Genomic DNA, 25746 nt, shown 5'->3' with positions numbered 1-25746 from the left:
TTGAATCACTGAGCACAATGCGCAAAACGTTCGCAACGAGCAGTATTCCCAACAATTCCCGGAAACCCCCCGCCGTGATCGGCGCCACCATATCGTCTGTAGTGCGCATCACACCGACGTGGCGCCATTCACAGTAGTAAGGAGCCGGCCGTGCTGGTTTTGCTTGGATTCGCAATGATTGCGGTATTCATGGTCCTGATCATGACCAAAAAATTGACGCCAGTACTGGCGCTGATCATCGTCCCCACCGTCTTCGGCCTTTTCGCCGGGGCGGGCCTCGGCATTGGCGACATGGTGATGGACTCGATGAAGTCCATGACATCCACGGCCGCGCTCCTCATGTTCGCCATCATCTACTTCGGCCTGATGATCGACGTCGGACTGTTCGACCCCCTGGTGAAGTTCATCCTGCGCAAGCTGGGCAACGACCCCGCCAAGGTTGTCCTCGGCACCGCGATCCTCGCCGCAGCAGTCTCCCTGGACGGGGACGGCTCCACCACCTTCATCCTCACTACTGCCGCCATGCTCCCGGTGTACCTGCGGCTCAAGATGAGCCCCGTGGTCCTCACCTGCGTGGCGGGCCTGGCCAACGGCACCATGAACATCCTGCCGTGGGGCGGGCCCACCGCCCGCGCTGCGACCGCCCTGAACCTTGATGTCAACGACGTCTTCGTCCCCATGGTTCCGTCCCTCATCGTTGGCCTCATCGTTGTCCTGGTCTTCGCCTGGCTGCTGGGCCTGCAGGAACGCAACCGCCTCCGCACCACTGCGCCCGAAATTTGGAGCGACGTCGCCGATCCTTCTGAAGCGTTCGACGGCGGCGCCGGCCGCGGCGGTTCCGTCGCCGCAGGTTCGGGCCTGGGTGCAGGCTTCGGCGCCGGCCGTTTCGGATTTGGCCGCAACGGTTCAACCGCAGGTAAGCCGGGAACCGGCGGAGGTTCCGGCGTCGCGGTCCTCGAAGACCCTGCCACGCTGGTGGACGATCACGACACCGCCATGGCGGACACCGCGCTGGACCCCAACCGCTCCACCCTGCGTCCCAAGCTGTTCTGGTTCAACCTGGGCTTGACCGTCGCCGTGATGGTGGTCCTGGTGGCCAACATCGTTCCGCTGCCGTTCGTGTTCATGGTGGGATCCGCGATCGCCCTGCTGGTCAACTTTCCCAAGGTCAAAGACCAAGGCGCCCAGCTGATCGCCCACGCACGGTCCATCGTCGCCGTCGTCAGCATGGTCATGGCCGCCGCCGTCCTCACAGGCGTCCTCAACGGCACCGGCATGGTCAAGGCTATGTCCGAGTGGCTGGTCCAGATCATCCCCGCGGACATGGGTCCGTTCATGGCGATCATCACCGGACTGCTCAGCATCCCCATGACCTTCTTCATGAGCAATGACGCCTTCTACTTCGGTGTCCTTCCGGTCCTCTCCGAAACGGCCGCGCACTATGGCGTCGATGCAGTGGACATGGCCCGTGCCTCCATCACCGGGCAGCCCTTCCACCTGCAGAGCCCCTTGGTACCGGCGATCCTCCTCCTGGTGTCCCTCGCCAAGGTAGACCTGGGTGACCACCACAAGAAGGTCCTCTGGCGCACGGCAGTGGTCTCAGTCGTCATGCTGGCAGTCGGAGTCGTGACCGGAGCCATCGGCATCGGCTGACCCGCTGTTCCCAGCGCAACCGTCTGCACCTGAGGTGCAAGACCGGGCCAGACATCCTCCGCGTGCTGCTCCTTCGTCGCTTTGACGCACGCATCCGGATGCCTGGCCCGGTCTGCGTAGGAGGCCCACCGGCCGAAGGCGACAACCCCCACCGAGCGGGCCGCAGCCCGCGTACGGCGGCGCACCCAAGCCAAGTAGACTGGTTCCGAAAACCATTTGAACTTTGCAGGGGAGATCCATGGCTGCGATCAACCGTGACGACGTCGCGCATCTTGCGCGTCTGGCTCACATTGAAATGAGTGCCGAAGAACTGGACAGGATGGCTGTTGAGCTTGCTGTCATCGTGGATTCGGTGAAGAGCGTGAGCGAAGCTGCGGGGGAGGATGTCCCGGCGACGTCGCACCCGATTCCGTTGACCAATGTGTTCCGTGAGGACGTTGTGGGCCACACGTTCACGGCTGAGCAGGCATTGTCCGGCGCTCCGGATGCTTACGAGAACCGTTTCAAGGTCCCGGCAATCCTGGATGAGGACTAATCACTATGACTGAATCGAAGAACGAGCTCATCCGCCACTCCGCTGCCGATCTCGCTGCGAAGCTGGCTGCCCGTGAGGTGACCGCCGTCGAGGTGACGCAGGCGCACCTTGACCGCATCGCCCTTGTTGATGGCGGAGCCGACGGTATCCACGCATTTTTGCACGTTAACACCGAAGAGGCTTTGGCTGTCGCAGCCGAGGTTGACGCCGCCCGTGCCGCCGGCGGTGCCGCTGCCGCGGAGCTGCACGCCCTCGCTGGTGTGCCGATTGCCGTCAAGGACCTCATCGTCACGATTGGCCAGCCGACGACGGCTGGTTCGAAGATCCTCGAGGGTTGGCACAGCCCGTATGACGCCACCGTGGTGAAGAAGCTGCGCGCGGCGAAGATGCCCATCCTGGGTAAGACCAACCTGGATGAATTCGCCATGGGTTCCTCCACGGAGCACTCGGCGTACGGCCCCACCCGCAACCCGTGGGACCTGGACCGCATTCCCGGCGGTTCGGGCGGTGGCTCCGCGGCCGCCGTCGCCGCTTTCGAAGCGCCGCTGGCGCTCGGCACCGATACTGGTGGCTCGATCCGCCAGCCGGGTGCCGTCACCGGAACTGTGGGCGTGAAGCCGACGTACGGTGCTGTTTCCCGTTATGGTGCCATTGCCATGGCGTCATCCCTGGACCAGATCGGCCCGGTTTCCCGTACGGTTCTGGACTCGGCGTTGCTGCAGGAAGTCATCGGCGGCCACGACCCCTATGACTCCACGTCGCTGACCGATCCGTTCAACGATCTTGTTGCTGCTGCCCGCGTGGGCAATGTTGCGGGCATGAAGATCGGCATCGTCAAGGAACTTCACGGCGAGGGCTACCAGGCAGGCGTCGAGAACCGGTTCAACGAGTCCCTTCAGCTGCTGAAGGATGCCGGTGCTGAAATCGTTGAGGTTTCCTGCCCCAACCTGAAGTACGCCCTGGGCGCTTACTACCTGATCATGCCGTCCGAGGTGTCCAGCAACCTGGCCAAGTTCGACGGTGTCCGCTTCGGCATGCGAGTGCTGCCCAAGGATGGTCCGATGACCATCGAGCGCGTCATGGGGGCTACCCGTGCCGCAGGCTTCGGTGACGAAGTGAAGCGCCGTATCATCCTCGGCACTTACGCTTTGAGCGCCGGTTACTACGACGCTTACTATGGCTCCGCACAGAAGGTCCGTACGCTGATCCAGCGTGACTTCGACGCAGCTTTTGCGAAGGCCGATGTCCTGATCTCGCCCACGGCGCCCACCACGGCGTTCAAGCTGGGGGAGAAGCTGGATGATCCCCTGGCGATGTACCTGAACGACGTCGCCACCATCCCCGCCAACCTCGCTGGCATCCCGGGGTTGTCCCTGCCGGGTGGCCTGGCTGACGAAGACGGCCTGCCTGTTGGCATCCAGCTGCTGGCTCCTGCCCGCCAGGATGCCCGCCTGTACCGCGTTGGTGCGGTCCTCGAATCCATGCTCGAAGAGAAGTGGGGCGGTCCGATGCTTGCCCAGGCGCCTGCTCTCGGTGCAGTATCCAACACCGCCGGAGGTTCCAACTAATGTCCGTCGACGCAACCCTGAGCTTCGAAGAGGCCATGGAGAAGTACGATCCCGTCCTGGGGTTTGAGGTCCACGTGGAACTCAACACCAAGACCAAGATGTTCTCCTCCGCACCGAATGTCTTCGGAGACGAGCCGAACACCAATGTCAACGAGGTTGACCTGGGCCTGCCCGGCGTCCTGCCGGTGGTGAACAAGACGGCGGTGGAGTCCTCCATCAAGATCGGCCTTGCTTTGAACTGCAAGATCGCCGAGTCCTGCCGCTTCGCCCGGAAGAACTACTTCTACCCGGACACCCCCAAGAACTTCCAGACTTCCCAGTACGACGAACCGATCGCCTACGACGGTTACCTCGACATCGAGCTTGAGGACGGCACGGTCTTCCGCGTGGAAATCGAACGCGCCCACATGGAGGAAGATGCCGGCAAGCTGACCCACATGGGTGGCGCGGCAGGCCGCATCCAGGGTGCCGACTACTCGCTGGTGGACTACAACCGTTCCGGTGTGCCGCTGGTGGAAATTGTCACCAAGCCCATCGAGGGCGCGGGCAGCCGTGCACCCGAGCTGGCCAAGGCATACGTTGCTGCTGTTCGCGAGATCGTGAAGAACCTTGGTGTTTCCGATGCCAAGATGGAGCGCGGCAATGTCCGCTGCGACGCCAACGTTTCCTTGCGCCCGCACGGCCGGGAACGCTTCGGTATCCGTTCGGAAACCAAGAACGTAAACTCGCTGCGCGCCGTCGAACATGCCGTCCGCTACGAGATCCAGCGCCACGCTGCCGTCCTGGAATCCGGCGAGCCGGTCATCCAGGAGACGCGCCACTGGCACGAGGACACGCGTTCGACGACGTCGGGCCGGCCCAAGTCCGACGCTGACGATTACCGCTACTTCCCGGAGCCTGACCTGGTTCCCGTCGTCGCCTCCCGTGAGTGGGTGGAAGAGCTCCGCGCCACCCTTCCCGAGCCGCCGGCCGAGCGCCGCAAGCGCCTCAAGGAAGCCTGGGGCTACTCGGATCTGGAGTTCCGCGATGTAGTCAACGCCGGCGTCATGGATTCCATTGAGGAAACCATCGCCGCCGGTGCGTCCGCCGATGTCGCCCGCAAGTGGTGGATGGGTGAGATCGTGGGCCGCGCCAAGGTTGCCGACGTCGATCCTTCCGAACTCGGTGTCACGCCGCAGGTCATCGTCGAGCTGAACAAGCTGGTCGAGGACGGCAAGATCAACAACAAGATGGCCACCCAGGTGCTGGACGGCGTCCTCGCCGGCGAAGGTACCCCGGCGGAGATCGTCGAAAAGCGCGGACTCGCCGTTGTATCCGATGACGGACCCCTCCTGGAAGCCATCGACGCAGCACTGGCAGCACAGCCGGACGTCGCGGAGAAGATCCGAGGCGGCAAGGTTCAAGCGATCGGTGCGATTGTTGGCGGCGTCATGAAGGCCACCCGCGGCCAGGCCGACGCTGGACGAGTCCGTGAACTCATCCTGGAGAAGCTCGGCGTCGAGGGCTGACACCCGTTTTTCCCATCAAAGTAGGCCGCAGTTTTTGCTGCGGCCTACTTTGCTTTTTGGGCGCACAATGGATGCATGGCCACACTCTCACCGGGCCTTCGGAAGGCCGTCCTTGCCGGCGGGATCGCCGTCACCCTGACAGGTGGCGGGGCCGCCGCTGTCTGGGCAGGCACGCAAGCCAGCCCCCCGCCGTCGAGCGCTTTTCCGTCCAACAGCCCTTCCGCGTCCGCGAACGCCAAGTCCACTGAAGGCCGCGGCCAGGCAATTCATGGCGAGCACGTGGTGAAGCAGCGGGACGGGACGTACCGCACGGTGGTCACGCAGACCGGAACCATCGAAGCGGCCAGTGATTCAGAGGTGACCGTGAAGAGCGACGACGGCTTCACACAGCGCTACGCAATCACCGCGGACACCCGGATCTCCATGGTTCCTGCTGTTCCCGGGCCCAGGAACGGCAGGGGTAAGCCATTCCTGCCCACAGCTGCAGCAGCGGACCTCAAGGCCGGCGATACGGTGCGCATCAGCGGTACTCGGGAGGGCGATACGGTGACCGCCACGAGGGTATTGGCAGGCCAACTGCCGGCCGGCCTCAAGGGTGGGCCCGGGCACAAGGGCCACGGCCCCAAATAGTTACGCGGCTACAGTCCTGAAGCCCAGATTGCCGCTGGCTGAGTCCGGGGTGTTCGAGCTCCGCGCTGCCAGGCGATACCGGTTGCAGTAGGACTCGTGGCAGAGGTATGAGCCACCGCGCATCACCCTGCCCCGGCCGATGGTGGGCCCCTGCGGGTCCTCGACCGTTCCCTGCGCCAGGCAGGTTTTGTAGTACTTGGGCAGGAACCAGTCGCTGCACCATTCCCACACATTCCCGCTGGTTTGGTAGAGCCCGTAACCGTTGGGGCTGAAGGACCTGGCGGGTGCGGTGGTGAGGTAGCCGTCGTCTTCGGTGTTGCGGGACGGGAAATCGCCTTGCCAGATGTTGCAATTGTGTGCGGCGGTGCCTGATGGGTTGTTGTGGAGCTCGTCGCCCCACGGGTATCGCCGTCCCGGCACCCCGCCGCGGGCCGCGTATTCCCATTCGGCTTCCGTCGGCAGTCGTCGGCCGGCCCATTCGCAGTACGCGAGGGCGTCGTTGTGCGACACGTGGGTCACCGGGTGGTCCGGGATGTTTTCCCAGTTCGAGAGGGGCCCGGCCGGGTGCGCCCAGTCGGCGCCGCGGACGTTAAGCCACCACGGGACGTTGTTGACCCGGTTGAGAATGTCATGCGGACTGGCTTTCACGGCGAGGTGGAACACCGCTGATGTACCAAAGATCTCCGACTCGGTGCGGTGGCCGGTGGCGTCGATAAACTGTGCGAACTCCTGGTTGGTCACTGTTGTGGCGCTGATCCGGAATGGTGAGATGGCGACCTCGTGCAGCGGTGATTCGCCGTCGCCTTCATAGCCCTCGTTGAAACGATCGCCCATGGTGAACGTCCCGCCGGGGATGTCCACGTCGTTGGTCTGGTGCATATGGTTGGTCCCGGGTGTGCCGCTGGTCGGGTGTCCGCCCACCGCGCGCAGGGGGAGCGCCAGCCCCGGCGTCGAGTGTTCCCGGGCGCCGGCACCCGGGCTGCAGCAGTCTGCCATGTCCACCTTCTGTCTATAAACCAACTGCTTGTACTTTAGCGGGGTCCGGTGGCCTGCCACACGCTCCTTCCCAAACCCCACGGGTGGACCACTTTCCGCTGCGCACTCCGGCGTCACACCCCGACTCCACGCAAACCCGAGGCCTTCCCGAAGTGACGAAATGTGATTTCTGCACTCAGTTTCGATCATGATCTTGCAAAAAGAGATGCGGGTCACTTATGGTTTGTTAAACGGTTAACGAGCGTGGCTTGGATCACATTGGTGGTTCCGGCTCGGCACTTGAGGAGACACCATGAACTCGACGACGGAACAGGCTCCGGCATTGCCCGAAGCCCGCCGGGTCGCGGCGCCGGCACGGGGGAGCGCCCCTGGGGTCGGATCAAAGAAGCGGAAACGGAGCAAGCCTCCGCAGCAGAGCTTCCGGTCCCGCCTGCGACGCGACAAGCAGATGCTGCTCATGATGGTCCCGGGTGTGGCCTTCCTGCTGCTCTTCTTCTACATCCCCATCCTGGGCAACGTCATCGCGTTCCAGGACTACCAGCCGTACTTGGGCATCGGCGACAGCTTGTGGGTTGGCTGGCAGAACTTCGTGGATCTGTTCGGGAATCCGGATTTCATCCACGCGTTCTGGAACACCCTGTATCTGGCCGCCTGGCAGTTGATCTTCCTTTTCCCGGTGCCGCTGGTGCTGGCGCTGATTGTTGATTCACTCATCAGCACACGGGTCCGTCGCATCTTCCAGAGCATCGCCTACCTGCCGCACTTCCTTTCCTGGGTGCTTGTCATCGCGTTCTTCCAGCAGATGTTGGGCGGCGCTGGTTTCGTCAACAACCTGCTGAGGGACTGGGGCATGGATCCCATTCCCTTCATGACCAACCCGGAAACCTTCCCCGTCATGGTGGTCGTCCAGATGATCTGGAAAGACGCCGGCTGGGCAATGATCATCTTCCTGGCCGCCCTGGCAAGCATCGACGCTTCGCTCTACGAAGCTGCGGCGGCTGATGGCGCCGGGCGCTGGCGCCGGATGTGGCACATCACCCTTCCCGGGTTGAGGCCCGTGATCGTGCTCCTGTTGATCCTGCGCATCGGCGACATCCTCTCTGTCGGATTTGAACAGTTCATCCTCCAGCGCGACGCTGTGGGCGCCGGGGCGGCAGAAGTGCTGGACACCTTCACCTACTACACCGGCGTAGTAGGAGGCGGCTGGAGCTCAGGTGCTGCAGCCGGCCTCGCCAAGGGCGTGGTCAGCGCGCTGCTGATCTATGGCGCCAACAAACTTGCCCACCGCTTCGGCGAAGACGGAATCTTCGCAAAACAAGTGCGCTGACAGCCACGCTGACCCGCGCGCCTGCCGCACAAGGAGAACCCCATGGCAACAACACTTTTCACCAGGAAACCCCGGGAGCTTAGCTACAACCCCAAGCGCCCGGTGTGGAAGGAGAAGCCTTCCGCCCTATACCAAACGATCAAAGCGATAGTCCTGGTCGTCTTCAGCTTGTCCATCCTCACGCCCATCCTGCTGGTGGTGTCGACATCCCTCGCTGACACCGAACAACTGGTGAAGGCAGGCGGTTTCGTCCTCTGGCCCGAGCGTCCCACGCTGGAGGCCTACGCCACTATCTTCAAAGGGCCCATGGTGCTGCAATCGCTCGGCGTCAGCATGCTGGTCACCGCGGTGGGCACCATCCTGGCCCTGTTCGTGACCATCACCATGGCCTACGCCACCAGCCGCACCGTGCTCTTTGGCCGTCCCGTGATTCTCGCTGTGCTGTTTACGCTCCTGTTTGCGCCTGGCCTGATCCCGTCGTTCCTGATGATCCGTCAACTCGGGCTGCTCGATTCTTTGTGGTCGCTGATCCTCCCGGGCATCTTTGGAGCCTTCAACTTTGTGGTGATGCGATCATTCTTCATGAACATCCCGGGCGAACTGATCGAAAGTGCCAGGATCGATGGCGCCAACGACTGGCAAATTCTGTGGCGCATCGTGATGCCACTGTCCAAAGCAGTGATCGCCGTCGTCGGACTGTTCTACGCCGTCGGGTTCTGGAACTCCTTCTTCAACGCCCTGCTCTACATCAACGACCACAGCAAGTGGCCCATCCAATTGCTGCTCCGCAACTTCGTGGTCCAGGGCAGTGGCGCGGCGGACCAACTGGGAATCACCACCACTCCGCCGCCGCAGTCCATCCAAATGGCCGTCGTTGTCGTGGCATTGGTCCCAATCCTGATGGTCTACCCGTTCCTCCAGAAGCACTTTGCCAAGGGCGTCATCACCGGCGCAGTCAAGGGCTAGCTCCCTCCCAGGATCCAGAAAAACCCAACGCACTCAAACCTCAGAGAAAAGCAAGTAACCAGAAAGGGTTATGCCATGACAAGCACTACCTCCCAGGCTGGATTCAGCCGCCGCGGTTTCCTTGGCCTCGCTGGCTTGGCCGTGACCGCCGCAGGCTTGTCCGCATGCGGTGGTGGCGGAACCGCGAGCAACGGTGGCGCCGCTGCCTCCGCGTCGGTCAAGTTGCCCACGTACAAGGAATTCACCGGCGTCACCCCGGACATCGCGGGCAACGCCAAAGGCCTCCAAGCCGGCTACTTCAAGCTGCCCACCGCTGTGCAGTCCGTGAAGACGCCGCCGCTCAAGGGCAAGGTGACCGGCCTGACCGAAACCTTCGACACTATGAGCCCCGGCCTGAAGGACAACCCCTTCTGGCAGAGGCTCAATGCCAAGCTCGGCGGGGACCTGGAGCTCCAGATCGCCGAAGACATCGGAGACGGCTACCCGGCCAAATTCGCCACCGTTCTGGCCAGCAACGATCTCCCCGACATGATGTGGGTTCCACCGAACCAGGGCATCCCCAACGTCGGCCCCATGCTGGAGGCCAAGTTCCAGGACCTGACGCCGTACCTCTCCGGTGACGCCGTGCTGGAGTACCCCAACCTGGCTGCACTGAAGCCCGATTCCTGGAAGACCGCCGTCGTGAACGGCAAGATCTGGGGAGCTCCCATCCCCAGTACCCCGTTCGGCCAGGTGTACCTGGGCAACCACGACATGTGGTCCAAGGTTGGCGGGTTTGAAGCTTCCAGCGCCGAGGAATTCCTGGAGAAGGCCAAGGAGCTGACCCGTCCCGGCGACCAGCAATATGCGCTGGAGCCGGCCTACATCAACGCCCTTCATATGGTCACGGAGTGGTTTGGCGCCCCCAACAGCTGGGCCGTCAACAAGGACCGCACCCTGACCCACCTGTATGAAACCGACGAATACCTGGCCGGTGTGGAGTTCACTGCCAAGATGTTCGCAGCGGGCGTCTTCTACCCGGACTCCAAGGCCACGGACATCCGCTCCCGCGTAGCAAACGGCAGTGTGGCCGCGCAGGTTGTGGTGGGCCCGCACGATATCCGCAGCTACCGTGCCCTGAACAAGACTGCCCGGTTTGATGTCCTCATTCCCTTCAGTGCCGACGGCAAGGTCAAGCCGGTGTACGACATGGGCTACGGCACGGTGGGTTTCACGCCGTTCAAGAAGGCCGAAGAGGGCAAGATCCGTGAACTGCTGGCGCTCATCAACTACCTGTCGGCGCCCTTTGGAACGGTGGAGTACCTGCAGAAGAACTTTGGTGAACTCGGCGAGGACTACACCATCGACGCCTCCGGGAACCCGGCGCGCACCGAAACGGGAACCACCAACGCACCAGGCCTGGTTTCGGCGTTGAACATCATGTCCAGTCCGGAGAACGTCATCTTCAACCCGGGATTCGACGACGACACCCGGTACGTCAGCCAGCAGGAGGAGAAGCTCCTTGAATTCGCGTGGCGCAACCCCACCAACGGTTCCTATTCGGACACCAACGCCAAGGTGGGAGCGAAGATCACCAAGCAGCTTCGCGACAAGGTGGTGGACATCATCACCGGCCGCGCCAAAATCGATGAGCTCAAGGATGCCGTCAAGCGCTGGAAGAGCGAAGGCGGCGACAAGATGCGCGATGAGTACCAGGCCGCGTTGGACCCCAACGCTCCGGTGTTCAGAAGCTAGCCTCAAACCAACAACGAACCAACGCGCCAAGACAGAGAAGATCAGCAGGGGGAACCATGGCAAAAGCAAGCACCACCGGAGTCCGGCCCACCATCCGCATGGTGGCCGAGCTGGCGGGAGTGTCCACGGCCACGGTTTCCTACGTGCTGTCCGGCCGCCGCGGTGACGGCGGACCGGGAGTTTCGGATCCGACGGCGGAAAAGGTCAAGGCGGCTGCGGAGCGGTTGGGATACCGCCCCAACCAAGCGGCCCGGGCCATCCGGACGGGTCGCACCAACACCGTGATTCTGTCGCTGACCATGCTGTCCGATCCATGGTCCCTGTCCGTGATCGAGGCCGTGCAAAAGGCGGCCGGTCCTCTGGGAATCACACCGATGATCCTTGGAGACGCCGACTGGGTCAAAGTGCTCGGCACCCACAACGCCGATGCGGTGTTCGTTGACGCCGTCCGTCCTGACCAGCGGGACGCGCTGCGCAAGTTGGCCGAACATGGAACCACGCTGGTGGTCTTTGATGAAGAGGTGGAAGCGGAGGGCTTCGATGTCATCCGCTCCATCGCCGGGCCCGGCTGCCGCATGGCCGTGGAGCACCTGCTCCACGGCCACCGCCAGATCGCGTGCCTGACACCGGCAACCGCCGCTGGCACCTCCGGTGGGACCCGATACCGGGCGTACTCCGACGCCCTGGCCAACGCCGGCATTCCGGAGCGGGACGATTACGTGGGACTGTTCGATGGCACCAGCGCTGGGGCCTACGCTGCGGCAACCCGGGTGCTCAGCATGGCGGACCGGCCCACTGCCATCTATGCCACCACGGATTACGCAGCCGTCGCCGCTATCAATGCTGCCCAGCGTTTGGGTCTTTCCGTGGGCACCGATGTGGACATCATCGGTGTGGGCAACACCGTGGAGGGTGAACGGATGTCCCCCTCTCTCAGCACCGTAGGTCCCGTGGATTTCTTCGACAAGCTGGCCCGGCTGCTCCTGCGGCGGGCAACTGGCCCTGCTGACACCACCACAGCAGAGGAACCCGACGTCCTGGACTTCCCGTGGCACTTGTTCGTGCGTGAATCGGCGCCGCACCGCAGCGCCGCAACCAGACTTTACTAAGAAACAGAAGAAGGAAATTGCACACCATGGAAAAGGATTTGAAGGTTGGCATCGTAGGTTTCGGCCTGCGTTCAGGGCTATGGAAACACGCCCACAAGCCAGGCCAGGGCTCTGAGGTCACCATTGTCTGCGACCTCAGCGAACGAGGCCGGACAGATGCTGCGGACCGGATCCCGACCGCCCGCGTCACCGGGGATCTGGAAGAACTCCTGAGCAGTGGGATTGACGCTGTCCTGGTCCTGACCCCCGATAACCAGCACGCCGCCGTCGCGGTCCTTACGCTCAAGGCGGGCATCCCCACTTTCTGCGAGAAGCCGCTGGACATCACCATTGACGCTGCGGACCGGATCCTGGCAACGGCATACGAAACCGGCACGCGCTTGTACGTGGGCCACAACATGCGGCACATGCCCGTTGTAGTACAGATGCGCCAACTCATCGAGGACGGCAGGATCGGCGAGGTCAAGGCGGTCTGGTGCCGCCACTTCGTGGGCCACGGTGGTGACTACTACTTCAAGGATTGGCATGCACAACGGGCCAACGTCACCTCACTGCTGCTCCAAAAAGGTGCCCACGACATCGACGTGATCCACTGGCTTGCCGGGGGCTACACCAAGAGGGTTGCCGCCGTCGGCGACCTCGCGGTCTACGGCGACGTCGCGAACCGCAGCAACAACGCCGGAAAGCGCATGGGTGATTGGTTCTCCATGGACAACTGGCCGCCCACAGAGCAGAAGGACCTGGCTGAAGTGATCGACGTCGAGGACATCTCCATGATGAACATGGTGCTGGACAACGGCGTGCTCGCCTCCTACCAGCAGTGCCACTTCACCCCTGACTACTGGCGCAACTACACCGTCATCGGCACCAAGGGCCGCATCGAAAACCTCGGCGACGGACCCGGCGAGACCATCAACGTGTGGACCAGCCGGTCATCCGGCTACGCGGCACCGGACGAGGTCATAACCATCCAGGACGGCGAAGGCGGCCACGGTGGCGCGGATCCCCGTTTGATCGAGGAGTTCCTTCGGTTCGCTTCCCAAGGTGGCCAAACACAGACCAGTCCCATTGCGGCCCGGCAGGCGGTCGTGGCGGGCATCCTTGCCGCGGAATCACTCCGCGGTGACGGCTCTGCGCGCGAGGTTCCGGACCTCCCCGCCGAACTGGTGGAGTACTTCGACGCCGGCCAGCCCGCCCTGGTCCGCGACTGACCGACCGCGGTCAGCCCGCTTGGGTCAGCCCGCTTGGGTCAGCCCGGGCCGGAGAGCTCCACAAGCTCGGTCATGACGGTTTGAAGTGACTCGCAAACCGTCATGACCGATTTCCGTTTGAGTGTCTCCGGCCTGGCCAGGATGTCGATCTTGCGCACCGAATTCACGCCGGACAGCGGACGCAGCACCACTCCGGCATCCAACACGCGGCGTGCAGTGAACCTCGGCAACAGCCCTATCGCCCCGCCCGCGGAAACCAACGCCGCGACGGTCGAATAATCGTTGATCCGGTGCAGCACCTCGGCCGGTCTGCCGCTCACGGCAACGACGGCGGCCAACACGTCCGCGGGGGAGTAGCCGTCGCGGCTGGTCACCCAGGATTCACCCACGACGTCGGATGGCTCCAGTTCCGGCCGGACCGCCAGGGGATGGTCCGCCGGGAGAGCGATGTCCAAGGGCTCGTCTGCGAGTGGAATCACCGCCACCTTGTCCTCCGGCCACTGCGGGCTGTTGTCCATCCGGTGTGCCAACACGAGGTCGTACCGCGCGGCCAACCCCGGGAAATCCTCCTGTGCCACATCCTCATCGGACAGTCGCAGGCGCGGCGACTTCCCGCCGTCGGACGCTGTTCCGGACGCCAGCAGCGCCGCCAACGGCGCGAACAGAGCCTGCCCGGCGCTGTGGAACGCACTCACGCTGACCGGCGCGTCCGGAGCATCGTGGTAAGCGCCGATTGCTGCCCGCGCATCTGCCATGGCGTTCACGACGGCGGCACCGGCCTCGGCGAGGACGCGGCCGGCGTCCGTCAGCACCAAGGCCCTGCCTTCTTTGCGCGTCAACGGCACGTCCACCGATTTCTGCAGCAGGGCGAGTTGCTGGGAAACAGCCGATGGAGTGACCATGAGCGTCTCGGCCACCGCTTTGACACTGCCGAGGTCGCCGAGCTCACGAAGCATCTGCAACTGGTGTATTTCCATTAGCAAAGTCTAAATCGTTGATTGAGAAGAACCTAGTTGTGCTAAATCGTTGACGGGGCTCTAATGGACTCAGCAGCAGCGAAGCAGCCCCGGCAGTGAGGAATCCCATGAAGGCTCTCTACAAATCCGGACCCCACGCAGGGTTCGAACTCGTCGAACGTCCTGAGCCCGAAGCGGGCCCCAGCGACGTCAAGATCCGTGTGATGACCACCGGTATCTGCGGCACCGACCTGCACATCCAGAGCTGGGACGCCTGGGCCCAGAGCATCATCGAAGCGCCGCTGATCGCCGGCCACGAGTTCTATGGCGAAGTAGTGGAAATCGGCGAAGACGTCCGCGACGTCAAAGTAGGGGACCGGGTCTCCGGCGAAGGCCATGTGGTCTGCGGAATCTGCCGCAACTGCCGCGCCGGCCGCCGCCAGATGTGCATCCATACCGTCTCCGTCGGCGTGCAGCGCGATGGTGCCTTTGCTGAATACGTCGTCATTCCGGAAACCAACGTCTGGGTTCACCATGATGAATCCGTCACCCCGGAACTCGGTGCCATCTTCGATCCCTTCGGCAACGCCGTCCACACTGCGCTGAGCTTCCCGCTGGTCGGCGAAGATGTGCTGATTACCGGTGCCGGTCCCATTGGGCTCATGGCCATCGCCGTCGCCCGCCATGCCGGCGCCCGCAAGATCGCCATCACGGACGTCTCTGCTCCGCGACTGGAACTGGCCCGCCGGATGGGCGTTGACCTGGCCGTCGACGTCTCCAAGATGCGCGTCCGCGATGCCCAGCAGGAACTGGGGATGCGCGAAGGGTTTGATATCGGCCTGGAAATGTCGGGACACCCCACCGCGCTGCCTGAGATGATCGACAACATGAACCACGGCGGCCGCATCGCCATGCTCGGTCTCCCCAGCCAATCCATCGACATCGACTGGGGCAAGGTCGTCACGCACATGCTTACGCTCAAGGGCATTTACGGCCGCGAGATGTTTGAGACCTGGTACGCCATGAGCGCCATGCTGTCCTCAAACCCCGTGCTGCACCGCAACATCTCCGCGGTAGTCACCGACAAGCTCTCTGCCAAGGACTGGGAGAAGGGCTTCGAAATCGCCCGCAACGGGACCGGCGGCAAAGTGGTCCTCGACTGGACTGAACTGTAGCTGAACCTGAACTGCACCCGGCCCCCTCACCTTTAGGAGCACCCCTTATGTACTCAGCCATCAAAGACCAGCTGCAAGGCGAATTGGACGAGATCCGCAACGCTGGCCTCTTCAAGACCGAACGCCACATCGACTCCCCGCAGGCCAGCCACATCGCCGCAGGCCAGCTCGGGGAGCCCGCCAACAAAGTCCTGAACTTCTGCGCCAACAACTACCTGGGCCTGGCTGACCACCCGGACATCATCGCTGCAGCAAAGACCGCCATGGACGAGCGCGGCTTCGGCATGGCGTCTGTGCGGTTCATCTGCGGAACCCAGGACCTGCACCTGGAACTGGAGACCCGTGTCTCGAAGTTCCTGGGGACCGAAGACACCATCCTGTTCTCCAGCTGCTTCGACGCCAACGGCGGCGTCTTCGAGTCGCTCTTTGGCCCCGAAGACGCCATCATCTCGGACTCCCTGAACCACGCCTCCATCATTGATGGCATCCGGCTGAGCAAGGCCAAGCGCTTCCGCTACGCCAACCAGGACATGGCGGACCTCGAGGCAAAGCTGGTCGAAGCCGAAGGGTCCCGTCGGAAGATCATCGTTACCGACGGTGTGTTCTCCATGGACGGGTACCTCGCGCCGCTCGAGGCCATTTGCGACCTCGCCGACAAGCACGACGCCTTGGTCATGGTGGACGACTCCCACGCCGTCGGTTTCATGGGACCCACCGGTGCAGGCACCCCCGAGCACGCCGGCGTCTCCGAGCGTGTGGACATCTACACCGGCACCTTCGGTAAGGCCCTCGGCGGTGCTTCGGGCGGTTACGTTTCCGGCCGCGGCGAGATTGTGGCCATGCTCCGCCAGAAGGCGCGCCCGTACCTGTTCTCCAATTCGCTTGCCCCGGCCATCGTTGCGGCCACCATCAAGGCGATCGAACTGGTCCAGGAATCCGGCGAACTCCGTACCCGACTGTTCCAGAACGCTGCATTGTTCCGCCGCCGCATGAGCGAGGAAGGCTTCGATCTCCTGGACGGCGAGCACGCCATCATCCCCGTCATGTTCGGTGACGCCGTGGTTGCTGCCAAGGTAGCCGACGAAATGCTCAACAACGGCGTCTTCGTCACGGCCTTCAGTTTCCCCGTAGTGCCGAAGGGCGTGGCCCGGATCCGCGTGCAGCTGTCCGCTGCGCACAGCGCGGACGACGTCGAAGCCTGCGTTCAGGCGTTCGTCAAGAGTCGCGCCGCGGTCGCCTAAGGCGGATGCTCTCTCACGTCCCTCGGGTTTAAGACCGACGCTCTCTCACGTCCCGCGGGTTTCGGGCGGGCGCTCTCTCACGTCCCTCGGGTTTAAGACCGACGCTCTCGCACGTCCCGCGGGTTTAAGACCGACGCTCTCTCACTTTCTTCACGAAAGTGCGAGAGCGTCGGCCTATAGGTGCCGAAGGTATCGTTCCGGGGCGTCCAAGAATGATCGCCAGTTGGTGACCAGGTCCAAGTCGGCCCATTGCCTGGGACGTAAGCCCCACTGCCCGACTTCAAGTATTTGGGCGCCCGGAAGGGCGGCAAGCAGGGGCGAGTGCGTGGACATGATGACTTGGGACTTGCCCCCAACAACAACTCCTTGAGAACTGACAGCAGGCTGAGGCAACCATTGAAGGACAAAGCTGACTCCGGCTCATCCAGTACCCATAGTCCGGGCCCGCGGAACCGGTCAACAGCGAGCTGAAGGAACGATTCGCCATGTGACATGTCGTGGAAGGGCAAGTCGCCGAACGTGCTGGGGTTCTTCTCCAGATAGGTGAAAAAACCATGCATGGTCTCAGCACGGAGGAAGTAACCACGCCTGCTGCTGCCGGCGTTGCGGATGAGTTGCAGGTGGTTGCCCAGCTCGGATTCCGTAGACCTTGTGGTGTGACGGGCCCCCGTTGATCCGCCCTCCGGGGACAAACCGTAGGCCAAGGCGATGGCCTCCATAACTGTTGACTTACCAGAACCGTTTTCGCCCACGAGGATGGTTGCAGGAGGCAGATCCAGACCTTGTTCCAGAAGCTGGGTTACCGGAGGCAGGCTGGCTGGCCACTTGTGGCGGTCCAGTGCATTGGCGGGATCTTCCATCACCCGCCGAATGGGATGGTTGCGGTGCATGCCGTCATTGTTGCAGTCCTGGCAGACGTTAAGGCCACAAGTACCGGCGCGCACCACGAACGCGGAATGTGAGAGAGGGGTGCGTTGAAGGGCGCGGTATGTGAGAGAGGGTTGCGTTGAAGGGTGCGGGATGTGAGAGAGGGTTGCGTTGAAGGGTGCGGGATGTGAGAGAGGGTTGCGTTGAAGGGCGCGGGATGTGAGAGAGCATCGGTTCTGACAGGATGGAGCCATGGCTTCGAATTATGACGTGGTAATCGTAGGCGGCGGCATCGGGGGACTGTCCTTGGCTGCGGCCCTCGCGGGCAGGTGCACGGTTGCACTTGTTGAGGCCGAGCAGTCCTTGGCCTTCCACACGTCGTCACGTTCAGCCCGGCAACTTATCCCCAGTTACGGTCCGGCAGTCGTGCAGGAGCTGACCATTCGAACCCTGGAAATGTTGGCGGCGCGCGATGCCCAGGCGGACGAACCCATCCTGACGCCACGTGGTTTCATGCTGGTTGGCGACGAAGAAACAGTCCGCGCCGAGGCCAGCGGTAATATGCATGCCATCACCCACGACGAAGCGATACGACTTTGCCCGGTGCTCGACCCCGACTCATTTACAGCCGCAGGACTGGATAACGGCTCCTTCGGCTGCAACGCTCCGCTCCTGCTTGAGGAACACCGCCGCACAGCGGAAGCTGCGGGAGTGGACATCATCACTGGAGCTAAGGTCCACTCCGCCCAACGATTGGGGAGCGGCTGGCAGGTGGGCGCGGGAACCGAAGGGTTCCAGTCCGGCGTCGTGGTTAACGCGGCAGGCGCGTGGGCGGACGAGCTGGCCGTCATCAGCGGGGTGGAGAAGCTGGGACTGCAGCCGTACCGACGGACGGCTGCCATCGTCAATGTTGATAGCCCCTTGACGCCGGAAACACCCATGGTGTGTGCCGCTGACGACACGTTCTATTTCCGCGCCGAGGGCAACCAGGTGCTGATTTCGCCGTCTGAATCTGTGCCGAGCGGAGCCGAGGACGCCAAGCCCTACGCGGGTGATGTGGAGGCCTTGATCAGCAAACTCAACACCGTGACCTCCTTGGGAATCCATTCAGTGGACCGGGCATGGACTGGCCTCCGGACAGAAGCTGCGGACGGGATACCAGTGGTGGGCTTCGACGCCGAAGCGCCGGGCTTCTTCTGGCTCGCAGGGCAAGGCGGCTACGGCTTCCAGACTTCGTCCGCCATCGCGGAGCTGGCAGCCGCGCTGATCCTGGGCACGGTAGTTGACGACAGTCCGGAATCCCGGACAGCGGAGCAGCTGGCGGCCGTGCGCTGGTCCATCCGGCGCTGAACAATAGGGACATGAGCGGAATCAGGAACGGGAACAGCGGCAGCACTGTCATCACCAACATCGGGGAACTGATGACCCAGGACCTTGAACACAGGGTCCTGAAGGACGCCGCGTTGGTCATTGAAGGAGAACGGATTTCCTGGATCGGCGCTGCCAAAGACGCTCCCGCTGCTGACGAAATGATCGACGTCGAAGGCCGCGCCGTCCTGCCGGGCTGGGTGGATTCTCATTCCCATCTTGTTTTCGCAGGGGACCGCACTGCCGAGTTCGAAGCCCGCATGGCCGGGGACAGCTACAGCGCAGGCGGGATCGCGGTCACCACGGGCGCTACGCGCAGCGTCAGCGATGACGAACTCACCCGCCTCGTCCGGGATCGCGTGGCCGAGGCAGTCTCACAAGGGACCACGTACCTGGAGAGCAAGACCGGCTACGGGTTGGACGTCGAGAACGAGGCCCGCAGTGCCCGCATCGCCGCAGCCGAAGTGGACGAGGTCACCTTCCTGGGCGCGCACTTGGTCCCGAAGGGCTCCGATCCCGAGGAGTACACGGACCTGGTGTGTGGGCCCATGCTCGACGCCGTCCTCCCGCACGTTCGCTGGGCCGACGTCTTCTGCGAGCGGGGCGCGTTCACGGAGGACCAGTCCCGTCGGGTCCTGACTGCAGCGCGCGCGGCCGGTCTGGGCTTGAGGGTCCACGGCAACCAGTTGGGCGAGGGGCCAGGTGTTGCCCTGGCCGTAGAGTTCGCCGCAGCGAGTGTTGACCATGTCAACTACTTGTCGGACAAAGACATCCGGGACCTCGCGGGAACCTGGGCGGGCTGGGACCCGGCAACCGGAACGGGCACCAGGGGCACTGTTGCAACCTGCCTTCCCGCCTGCGACCTCTCCACCCGTCAGCCCCTGGCACCAGGCCGTGAATTGATCGACGCCGGCGTGCAGATCGCGCTGGCTGCCAACTGCAATCCGGGGACCTCATACACCAGCTCCATGGCGTTCTGTGTCACCACTGCTGTGTTGCAGATGCACTTGAGCGTCCACGAAGCGGTCCGGGCTGCGACGTACGGCGGCGCGTTGGCGTTGGGCCGGGAGTCAGGGAACGACGTCGACGGCGAACGGGCGGTGGGTTCGCTCGCCGTCGGACATCGGGCAGACTTGCACCTGCTCAAGGCACCGTCGGCCACGCACCTGGCTTACCGACCGGGGATCCCGCTGACTCATTCCGTGTGGCGGGCCGGCGTACGGGCCGTGTAAGCAACGCACAGAGGGGCGGTGTTCCGGTAGGAACACCGCCCCTCTTCGTGGGGGATGAAGGGACTACGCGCAGCTGAACTTCGCGTCGGCCCAGTCGCCCCAGTCATCGCCGGCGTCGTCGCCGTTCTTGTCAGCGATCAGCTCGACGTTGCGGACACCGGTGATGTCCACGGTGAGGGGGAGCGCGGCGGAGTCTGCGCTCAGGACAGGGGTCCGCAACAGTTCGCGCCCATCGCCCTTGACGATAAACACCACGGAACCGTGCAGGCCCTTGTTGAGCTTGGCGTCGTCCACTCCCACCACGGCGGTGAAGGCGTTGCACTTGGCCTCCGTGGCGATGCTGATCTTCGAGTCGGCATGGACGCCGATGCCCTTGGAGTACACGACGCCGTCCAGCCGCAGCGCGGGTCCATCGCCGGCGTTCTGCTCACCGTTGGCCCGGTCCCGTTCTGCAGGTCCCCAGCCGTTGGTACTGCCGATCCAGGGCAGGTCGGAAGCGAAGACGGTGCCCGACAACACCGGCGCCGGGGGCTGCTGGGAGGTTGAGGAACAGGTGAACCTGGCATCTGCCCAGTCAGCGTGGTCGTTGCCGTTGGAGTCGCCGGCGTCGTTGGCCACCAGTTCCACGTACTGGGCGCCGGTGACGTCCACAGTGAGTGGCAGGGGAGCGCTCGCAGCGCCCAGAACCGGTGTGGTCACCTTGGTGGTCCCATCAGCCACCACGGAGAACTTCACGCTTCCCCGCGTCGGTTGGGCGTCGTCGATGCCCACGGTCGCGGTGAAGGCGGTGCAGTAGCCGCCCAGGTAGTAGCGGACGGTACCGTTGGCGTGGGCTCCCAAGCCTTTGGCATAGACCGTCCCGTTCAGGGTCAGCGGAGTGCCGTCACCGGCTCCGGTTCCACCATTGGACTGGTCCTTTTCCACGGGACCCCAGCCATTGGTGGCGCTGACCCACGGGTGGTCGCTGGCGAACACGGTGGCCTGCGGAGGCTTGGGCAGCGTTCGGACGGCCGTGGTGGTGCTGATGGTGCGGCTGCCTGCGGGCTGCGAGGTCGTGCTGTAGTTGGCCGTCGCCGTGATGGGGTAGTCGCCGTCAGCCGAAGCCGGCGCGGTGACCTTCCACGTGGTGGTCAAGGTGCCCCCGGCGGGCAGCGTCGAGGCCGTTGCGGGCGTGGATGGTGTTGCCGTCCACCCCTCGGGCAGTTTCAGCGACACGGTCAGATCATTGATGGCTGCCGGTTCATCGGAAACAAACGTGGTGACGAAGTCCTGGGCCTTGCCCTGCTGGACCACATCGCCCTGGAGCGCCGCCGAGAGCTGCGCGCAGGCCGGGACGGATTCGGACGCGCCGAGATCCTCCACCAGGAAGTTGTCCAGGGTGAAGTCCGAACCATTGGCACTGCCCGTGCGCTGCAGTCCCACAAAGTAGTCTCCGCAGAATCCGGTATCCAGGGTCTGCTCGAACCGTGTGGTGGACGTCGCGGCCTCGACCGCCTGGCTGCCCGTCACTGCGGGTCCGGCTTGGGAGTCGTAGCCGGAAACCCAGGCGTATTGGCCGTCCTTGGAGTTTTGGTAGTCGAAGGAAATCTTGTACTTGTGGCCCGCCTGGAACGGAACTGTTGCCTCCGTGGTCCGGTACACCATGCCCGGTCCGCCGTCGGGTGCGCGGTTTTCGTCGTGCGCGATCAGCGACCAGGTTCCGTCCAGTACTTCGTCGATCACGTTGGTGTGCCAGCCCTTTTGGGTGAAGGGTTCGTTACGTTCGGTGATGTGCGTGCGCGGGTCCGTGGAGCCGCCGGCATCGCCCTTCACGAAGGGTCCCCAGCCTTGGTCCACGTTTTCGAAGTCCTCGCTGAGCACGCCGGTAGTGGCCACCCTGGCGGTTTTCACCGCCCGGAAGTCGTCGACGCGCACTGTTGCGTCGCCGTCGGCCGCTGTGACGGTGACCTTGGCCTTGGTGTTCTTGTGGGGAACGTCCACCACAACGCGGATGCGCTGGAAGGCTGTCCCGTGTTTCTCGTCGCCGGCCACGAAATTCTCTGCGTTGGAGGAATCAATGGTGACGCTTTCGGTCTTGCCGCTGATGTCCACGGAGAGTGTGGTGGGACGGGTCTTGCCGGGCTGGATTTCCACCCAGGCGCTCACTGATTGGGTTCCGGCGTCCAGCTTCACTTCCTGGCTGATGGACGACGGCGTTGCCCCCAATTCGGCGAAGCGGCGGCCCTTGTCATCGCGGACCTGCGTGACGGTACCGGTGGGGTTCCATGGGGAGAGGTCTGCGCTGTTGAAGCCGGGATCGTTGAAGGCCGTTCCTTCGCCGAAGTTGGCCTTCTTGGGCAGCTCAGCCTTGTTGTTCTTTGGAGCCAGGACATAGGGCTGTTTGGCGTCGGCTATCAGGGCAACCTGTCCGTTGACCACGGGGACGTCGGCGACCTTCACGCGGCCGTTGTCCGTCAGTTTGAAGAGCTCCAAGGAGCCGGCCTTGGCGAACTCCTGGGTGAGCGTCCACGTGGTGGCGCCACCGGCAGGGTTGTAGTGGTAGAGCTTGTCTGCCGTGCCGTTTTCCTTGGAGGACCACGGGAGCAAGTAGGTTCCACCCTGCAGGACGGAAATGCCGCCTACGGTGATGTTGCGTTCTGCAGCCGTGTTTCCGGTGACGGACACGCCATCGGCGAGTTCGATCCGGTCGGCCGTCCACTTGGTGATCTGGTGGTGCTGCAGGAATTTGGCAGGCACGTTGGCCGTCCACACGTTCTCGCTGAACGCATTGAAGTCGTTCTGCCCGGTCCAGCCTTCGAACTCCACGATATGGCTCACCCCGAGCTTGGGATCTGGGTTCCAGACGTCCGACTGGGTGTTGTTGATGAAACGCAGGATCTGGGAGTTGATGCCCTTGTTGGTGGAACCGCCGTACTTCTCATCGTTGGCCCAATGGGACCAGGTGTTGTTCCGGGAGAGGTGGTCTGCCCATTCGGAGCCCACCCGGAAGCCGTTCTTGACCAGTTCCTGCTGCAGGCGCTCGGCGAGCCAACCGAACTCGTAGTAGACGTCCACGTACACGAAGTCCAGGTTCTTGTCTGTGGCTTCGCGTAGTTCCTTGATGCGCTGGGCGAGCTTGCCGGAATTAATGTCCGCACGCTGGTTCATATAGTAGGACTGGTCCAGCCAGTTCCATCCCAGGCCCTTGTCTGCGCGCAACAGGTCCTCGCTGAAGGACTTGGCTTCCGGATAGATCTCCGTGGCATTGATGTGGACGCCGAAACTGGCGTTCCAGTCCTTGCCTTCCTTCACCAGCGTGTTGAGGTCCTCCAGTCCGCCAGCACGGGTGTTGAAGTTGTTGCCGTAGTCCGTGTTGGCGGAGTCGTGCCCCTCGCTGGTGTAGCCCTTGAGCATGGCCACCTGCCCCAGTCCGTCGGTGGCCAGGGCGATGCGCTTGACGTCATCCAGGGTCCTCAGGAACGGGTGGGTTGCCTGCGAAGCAAAGTTGAACGGGATGTGCGTGATCACGTTGTCCGGCGTTTGTTCGGCCTTATTGGGGCTGACCTGGATGGACCTCATGGCGATCGCCGCGTCCTGCCAGTCCACGCCGCCGTCGGCATTGGCATCGCTGGTGATGGCCACCCGGGTCCACGGAAGTTCCTCGGTGGTCGCGGAGCCTTCTGCACGGTACAGCCACTGGCCGCTGGCGATACCCATGGATACGCCGCCGGCTCCGTCGCTGACGGCTTGGCGCCAGAAGCGCCCGCGGTCCTTCGCGCCCGGACCCGACGACGTGTCGTACAGGGCATTGGACTCCACAGCGGCGCCCAAGGTGGCGGTATTTGCCAGTGCGTAGGCGGAGCTCTTGGCGGTGGCGTCGAGGGGAGTCGCCGGGGTGATGGGCGTGAATTCGTCACCGGTGACGCTGCGGTCCACGGACAGGTTTGCAGTGGAGACCTGGGCCCCGGGCTGGGTGGATCCGACGGTCACCAGGTTCAGCCGGGGGAGTTGCAAGGTCTTGACCTGATGATCAGCGGAGTCCTTGATCTCTGTGACATTGAAGGAGACCACGTTCTTCTTGACCGAGAGCCGGGCCTTGATGAGGGTATTGCCGAATTCCGGGACGGTCAGCACGTACTCGCGGGCGTCGTCTCCGGAGCCGGTGGAGGAACCGGTCACCGTGTATTCCACGCCATTGAGCATGATGGTGCTGAGCCGGGTGACGGTGCCGTCCAAGCGCGCCCTGGTGGCGGCATCGATGTAGCCGAGGACCTGCGGGAAGGTGGTGGAGACCTCCACTCCCAGTTGGCCGGAGGTGATGACGGCAGCATCGGTAGCATCGGCGATGTCTGCTTGCGGGACGATTGGGGCGAAAGGGGAGTATGGGGCTGCGGTGGCAGGCTGAAGTGCCATGAGGCCGAGCGAGGATGAGGCGACGACGCAGGCCAAACTCAGCGATGCGAGGCGTCTGGTGGATGACAAGCGGGGCATTATGCTCCTTCTTGATTTTTCCGTGCGAATAACGATCATGTTCTTGCGGACTGTCTAAGACTGCTGCACAGGACAGAAGTTGACAAGAGTTAACAGCTAGTTAACTTAAAAGCACATCCCGGCACACGCTTTCCGCGGTCCGGCGTACATTCCGGCCGTGCGCACTTGATGAGCGGAGTTCCCCCGCGAATGATCCTTGTGAGATCGAAAATGATCGTTTAGTGTTTCTATAGATCAGAAAACGTCATTAAGCTGAGCGGGAGCGGAACACACGATGAGCGAGAACACACTGGGCGCCTTCATGGAGGAAGAGCTGGTTTCCCAGCCCGACGTATGGCAGCGGGCTGTTGAGCAAGCCCGTGCCGAGGACGTGCTTCCGGCTGACGGAAAGCGCATCGCCGTGATCGGGTGCGGGACCTCCTGGTTCATGGCGCAGAGCTACGCGGCCGCCCGCGAATCCGCCGGGAAGGGCGTCACCGATGCCTTCGCCGCGTCCGAAGCTTTCCTTAACAGCAACAGCGCCGATCGCCAGTACGACGCCGTTGTGGCCATTACGCGGTCAGGCACCACCACTGAGGTACTCGAGATCCTGGCCGAGCTTCAGGGGATCGTCCCCACCGTGGCAATCATCGGTGACACCACCTCCCCGATCATCGAACTGGCAGATGCCGTGATCGGACTGCAGTACGCCGACGAGCGTTCGGTAGTTCAGACCCGTTTTGCCACCACAGCGCTGGTGTACCTGCTGACCAGCCTTGACATCGATGTGCAGCAGGCTATCGATGATGCCCGCGACGCCGTGAGCGCGCCGGTCCCGCAGGAACTCCTGGACGCCGAGCAGTTCACCTTCCTCGGCACTGGATGGACGGTCGGACTGGCCCACGAGGCAGGCCTGAAAATGCGGGAGGCAGTTCAGGGCTGGACAGAGTCCTACCCCGCCATGGAGTACCGGCACGGGCCCATCTCCATCGCAGCTCCGGGCCGCGTCACTTGGCTGTTCGGTGCCCAGCCTGAAGGGCTGGACGGCGACATGGCCGTTACCGGCGCCCTCTACATCCACACCGACAAGCACCCGTTGGCTGAGCTGGCCAGGGTTCACAAGGTCACCTTGGAGCGTGCGCGCGTCCGTGGCCTGAATCCGGATCTGCCCCGCAACCTGACGCGCTCCGTCATTCTCGACGCCTCCGCCTAGGCTTCGGT

At 63.3% G+C, this 25746-nt stretch carries 18 protein-coding genes and 1 pseudogene; 15 read left to right on the top strand and 4 right to left on the bottom strand.

All coding sequences use genetic code 11. The features are described from left to right. The first annotated feature begins 150 nt into the window (after window positions 1–150). From WBN73_RS03275 to WBN73_RS03255, 5 genes are all read left to right on the top strand, one after another. On the top strand, window positions 151–1653 hold the full coding sequence (locus tag WBN73_RS03275) for a CitMHS family transporter (protein WP_337339610.1): 1503 nt from the start codon (window positions 151–153) through the stop codon (window positions 1651–1653). 238 nt (window positions 1654–1891) lie between these two features. Next, window positions 1892–2188, top strand: a complete 297-nt coding sequence (gatC, locus tag WBN73_RS03270; RefSeq protein ID WP_017199363.1) for an Asp-tRNA(Asn)/Glu-tRNA(Gln) amidotransferase subunit GatC — start codon at window positions 1892–1894, stop codon at window positions 2186–2188. A 5-nt stretch (window positions 2189–2193) separates the two neighbouring features. Then, window positions 2194–3756 (top strand): Asp-tRNA(Asn)/Glu-tRNA(Gln) amidotransferase subunit GatA, encoded by a 1563-nt coding sequence (gene gatA, locus WBN73_RS03265; RefSeq protein WP_207596918.1) that lies wholly within the window; start codon window positions 2194–2196, stop codon window positions 3754–3756. Further along, window positions 3756–5264, top strand: coding sequence for an Asp-tRNA(Asn)/Glu-tRNA(Gln) amidotransferase subunit GatB (gatB, locus tag WBN73_RS03260; RefSeq protein WP_337339611.1), 1509 nt, complete (start codon window positions 3756–3758; stop codon window positions 5262–5264). Before gatA ends, gatB begins: the two co-directional genes overlap by 1 nt. A 75-nt stretch (window positions 5265–5339) precedes the next feature. Continuing rightward, window positions 5340–5894, top strand: coding sequence for a DUF5666 domain-containing protein (locus tag WBN73_RS03255; protein WP_207596920.1), 555 nt, complete (start codon window positions 5340–5342; stop codon window positions 5892–5894). Here the strand turns inward: WBN73_RS03255 and WBN73_RS03250 are convergent, their stop codons facing one another. Continuing rightward, window positions 5895–6890, bottom strand: a complete 996-nt coding sequence (locus WBN73_RS03250; protein WP_207597513.1) for a formylglycine-generating enzyme family protein — start codon at window positions 6888–6890, stop codon at window positions 5895–5897. It abuts the gene before it with no gap. A gap of 292 nt (window positions 6891–7182) precedes the next feature. On the opposite strand from WBN73_RS03250, the gene WBN73_RS03245 reads away from it, so the two are divergent. From WBN73_RS03245 to WBN73_RS03225, 5 genes are all read left to right on the top strand, one after another. Then, complete coding sequence (locus tag WBN73_RS03245; protein ID WP_337339612.1) at window positions 7183–8217, top strand: ABC transporter permease; 1035 nt, start codon at window positions 7183–7185, stop codon at window positions 8215–8217. 42 nt (window positions 8218–8259) lie between these two features. Beyond that, window positions 8260–9183, top strand: a complete 924-nt coding sequence (locus WBN73_RS03240) for a carbohydrate ABC transporter permease (RefSeq protein ID WP_207596922.1) — start codon at window positions 8260–8262, stop codon at window positions 9181–9183. A gap of 75 nt (window positions 9184–9258) precedes the next feature. Further along, window positions 9259–10917 (top strand): sugar ABC transporter substrate-binding protein, encoded by a 1659-nt coding sequence (locus WBN73_RS03235; RefSeq protein ID WP_280627597.1) that lies wholly within the window; start codon window positions 9259–9261, stop codon window positions 10915–10917. 56 nt (window positions 10918–10973) lie between these two features. Further along, window positions 10974–12026 (top strand): LacI family DNA-binding transcriptional regulator, encoded by a 1053-nt coding sequence (locus WBN73_RS03230; RefSeq protein WP_207596924.1) that lies wholly within the window; start codon window positions 10974–10976, stop codon window positions 12024–12026. 17 nt (window positions 12027–12043) lie between these two features. Beyond that, window positions 12044–13237 carry a Gfo/Idh/MocA family protein gene (locus tag WBN73_RS03225; RefSeq protein WP_337339613.1) on the top strand — a complete coding sequence of 398 codons (1194 nt, stop codon included), beginning with the start codon at window positions 12044–12046 and terminating at the stop codon, window positions 13235–13237. A gap of 38 nt (window positions 13238–13275) precedes the next feature. Here the strand turns inward: WBN73_RS03225 and WBN73_RS03220 are convergent, their stop codons facing one another. Continuing rightward, window positions 13276–14214 carry a LysR family transcriptional regulator gene (locus tag WBN73_RS03220; RefSeq protein WP_207596926.1) on the bottom strand — a complete coding sequence of 313 codons (939 nt, stop codon included), beginning with the start codon at window positions 14212–14214 and terminating at the stop codon, window positions 13276–13278. A gap of 107 nt (window positions 14215–14321) precedes the next feature. Between WBN73_RS03220 and tdh the strand changes: the two genes are divergently transcribed. Next, window positions 14322–15368 (top strand): L-threonine 3-dehydrogenase, encoded by a 1047-nt coding sequence (gene tdh, locus WBN73_RS03215; RefSeq protein WP_207596927.1) that lies wholly within the window; start codon window positions 14322–14324, stop codon window positions 15366–15368. A gap of 47 nt (window positions 15369–15415) precedes the next feature. After that, window positions 15416–16609, top strand: coding sequence for a glycine C-acetyltransferase (locus tag WBN73_RS03210; protein ID WP_337339614.1), 1194 nt, complete (start codon window positions 15416–15418; stop codon window positions 16607–16609). Between the two features lie 174 nt (window positions 16610–16783). On the opposite strand, the pseudogene WBN73_RS03205 reads toward WBN73_RS03210, so the two are convergent. Continuing rightward, window positions 16784–17499 (bottom strand): annotated as a pseudogene (locus WBN73_RS03205) (AAA family ATPase). Between the two features lie 229 nt (window positions 17500–17728). On the opposite strand from WBN73_RS03205, the gene WBN73_RS03200 reads away from it, so the two are divergent. Then, window positions 17729–18826 carry an NAD(P)/FAD-dependent oxidoreductase gene (locus WBN73_RS03200; protein WP_337339615.1) on the top strand — a complete coding sequence of 366 codons (1098 nt, stop codon included), beginning with the start codon at window positions 17729–17731 and terminating at the stop codon, window positions 18824–18826. 11 nt (window positions 18827–18837) lie between these two features. After that, a complete protein-coding gene (gene hutI, locus WBN73_RS03195; protein ID WP_443193244.1) occupies window positions 18838–20076 on the top strand; it encodes an imidazolonepropionase in 1239 nt (412 codons plus the stop codon). A gap of 63 nt (window positions 20077–20139) precedes the next feature. Here hutI and WBN73_RS03190 read toward each other — a convergent pair whose 3' ends face one another. Further along, the gene (locus tag WBN73_RS03190; RefSeq protein WP_337339616.1) at window positions 20140–24546 is read right to left on the bottom strand and encodes an endo-alpha-N-acetylgalactosaminidase family protein; all 4407 of its coding nucleotides are present in this window, start codon (window positions 24544–24546) and stop codon (window positions 20140–20142) included. 274 nt (window positions 24547–24820) lie between these two features. Here WBN73_RS03190 and WBN73_RS03185 point away from each other — a divergent pair, with 274 nt between their 5' ends. Further along, window positions 24821–25738, top strand: a complete 918-nt coding sequence (locus WBN73_RS03185; RefSeq protein WP_280627602.1) for an SIS domain-containing protein — start codon at window positions 24821–24823, stop codon at window positions 25736–25738. Window positions 25739–25746: the final 8 nt, after the last annotated feature.

The sequence above is a fragment of the Paenarthrobacter sp. CCNWLY172 genome, assembly GCF_037402035.1.
Classification (GTDB): Bacteria; Actinomycetota; Actinomycetes; order Actinomycetales; family Micrococcaceae; genus Arthrobacter.
This window is presented reverse-complemented; position numbering and strand designations above follow the sequence as displayed.

Excerpts from the sequence above, each read along its gene's own strand:
- WBN73_RS03235 (WP_280627597.1), top strand. The coding sequence starts at position 9,259 with ATGACAAGCACTACCTCCCAGGCTGGATTCAGCCGCCGCGGTTTCCTT.
- WBN73_RS03185 (WP_280627602.1), top strand. The coding sequence starts at position 24,821 with ATGAGCGAGAACACACTGGGCGCCTTCATGGAGGAAGAGCTGGTTTCC.
- tdh (WP_207596927.1), top strand. The coding sequence starts at position 14,322 with ATGAAGGCTCTCTACAAATCCGGACCCCACGCAGGGTTCGAACTCGTC.
- hutI (WP_443193244.1), top strand. The coding sequence starts at position 18,838 with ATGAGCGGAATCAGGAACGGGAACAGCGGCAGCACTGTCATCACCAAC.
- WBN73_RS03250 (WP_207597513.1), bottom strand. The coding sequence starts at position 6,890 with ATGGCAGACTGCTGCAGCCCGGGTGCCGGCGCCCGGGAACACTCGACG.
- WBN73_RS03200 (WP_337339615.1), top strand. The coding sequence starts at position 17,729 with ATGGCTTCGAATTATGACGTGGTAATCGTAGGCGGCGGCATCGGGGGA.
- WBN73_RS03210 (WP_337339614.1), top strand. The coding sequence starts at position 15,416 with ATGTACTCAGCCATCAAAGACCAGCTGCAAGGCGAATTGGACGAGATC.
- WBN73_RS03190 (WP_337339616.1), bottom strand. The coding sequence starts at position 24,546 with ATGCCCCGCTTGTCATCCACCAGACGCCTCGCATCGCTGAGTTTGGCC.
- gatA (WP_207596918.1), top strand. The coding sequence starts at position 2,194 with ATGACTGAATCGAAGAACGAGCTCATCCGCCACTCCGCTGCCGATCTC.
- gatB (WP_337339611.1), top strand. The coding sequence starts at position 3,756 with ATGTCCGTCGACGCAACCCTGAGCTTCGAAGAGGCCATGGAGAAGTAC.
- WBN73_RS03255 (WP_207596920.1), top strand. The coding sequence starts at position 5,340 with ATGGCCACACTCTCACCGGGCCTTCGGAAGGCCGTCCTTGCCGGCGGG.
- WBN73_RS03230 (WP_207596924.1), top strand. The coding sequence starts at position 10,974 with ATGGCAAAAGCAAGCACCACCGGAGTCCGGCCCACCATCCGCATGGTG.
- WBN73_RS03220 (WP_207596926.1), bottom strand. The coding sequence starts at position 14,214 with ATGGAAATACACCAGTTGCAGATGCTTCGTGAGCTCGGCGACCTCGGC.
- WBN73_RS03240 (WP_207596922.1), top strand. The coding sequence starts at position 8,260 with ATGGCAACAACACTTTTCACCAGGAAACCCCGGGAGCTTAGCTACAAC.
- WBN73_RS03245 (WP_337339612.1), top strand. The coding sequence starts at position 7,183 with ATGAACTCGACGACGGAACAGGCTCCGGCATTGCCCGAAGCCCGCCGG.
- gatC (WP_017199363.1), top strand. The coding sequence starts at position 1,892 with ATGGCTGCGATCAACCGTGACGACGTCGCGCATCTTGCGCGTCTGGCT.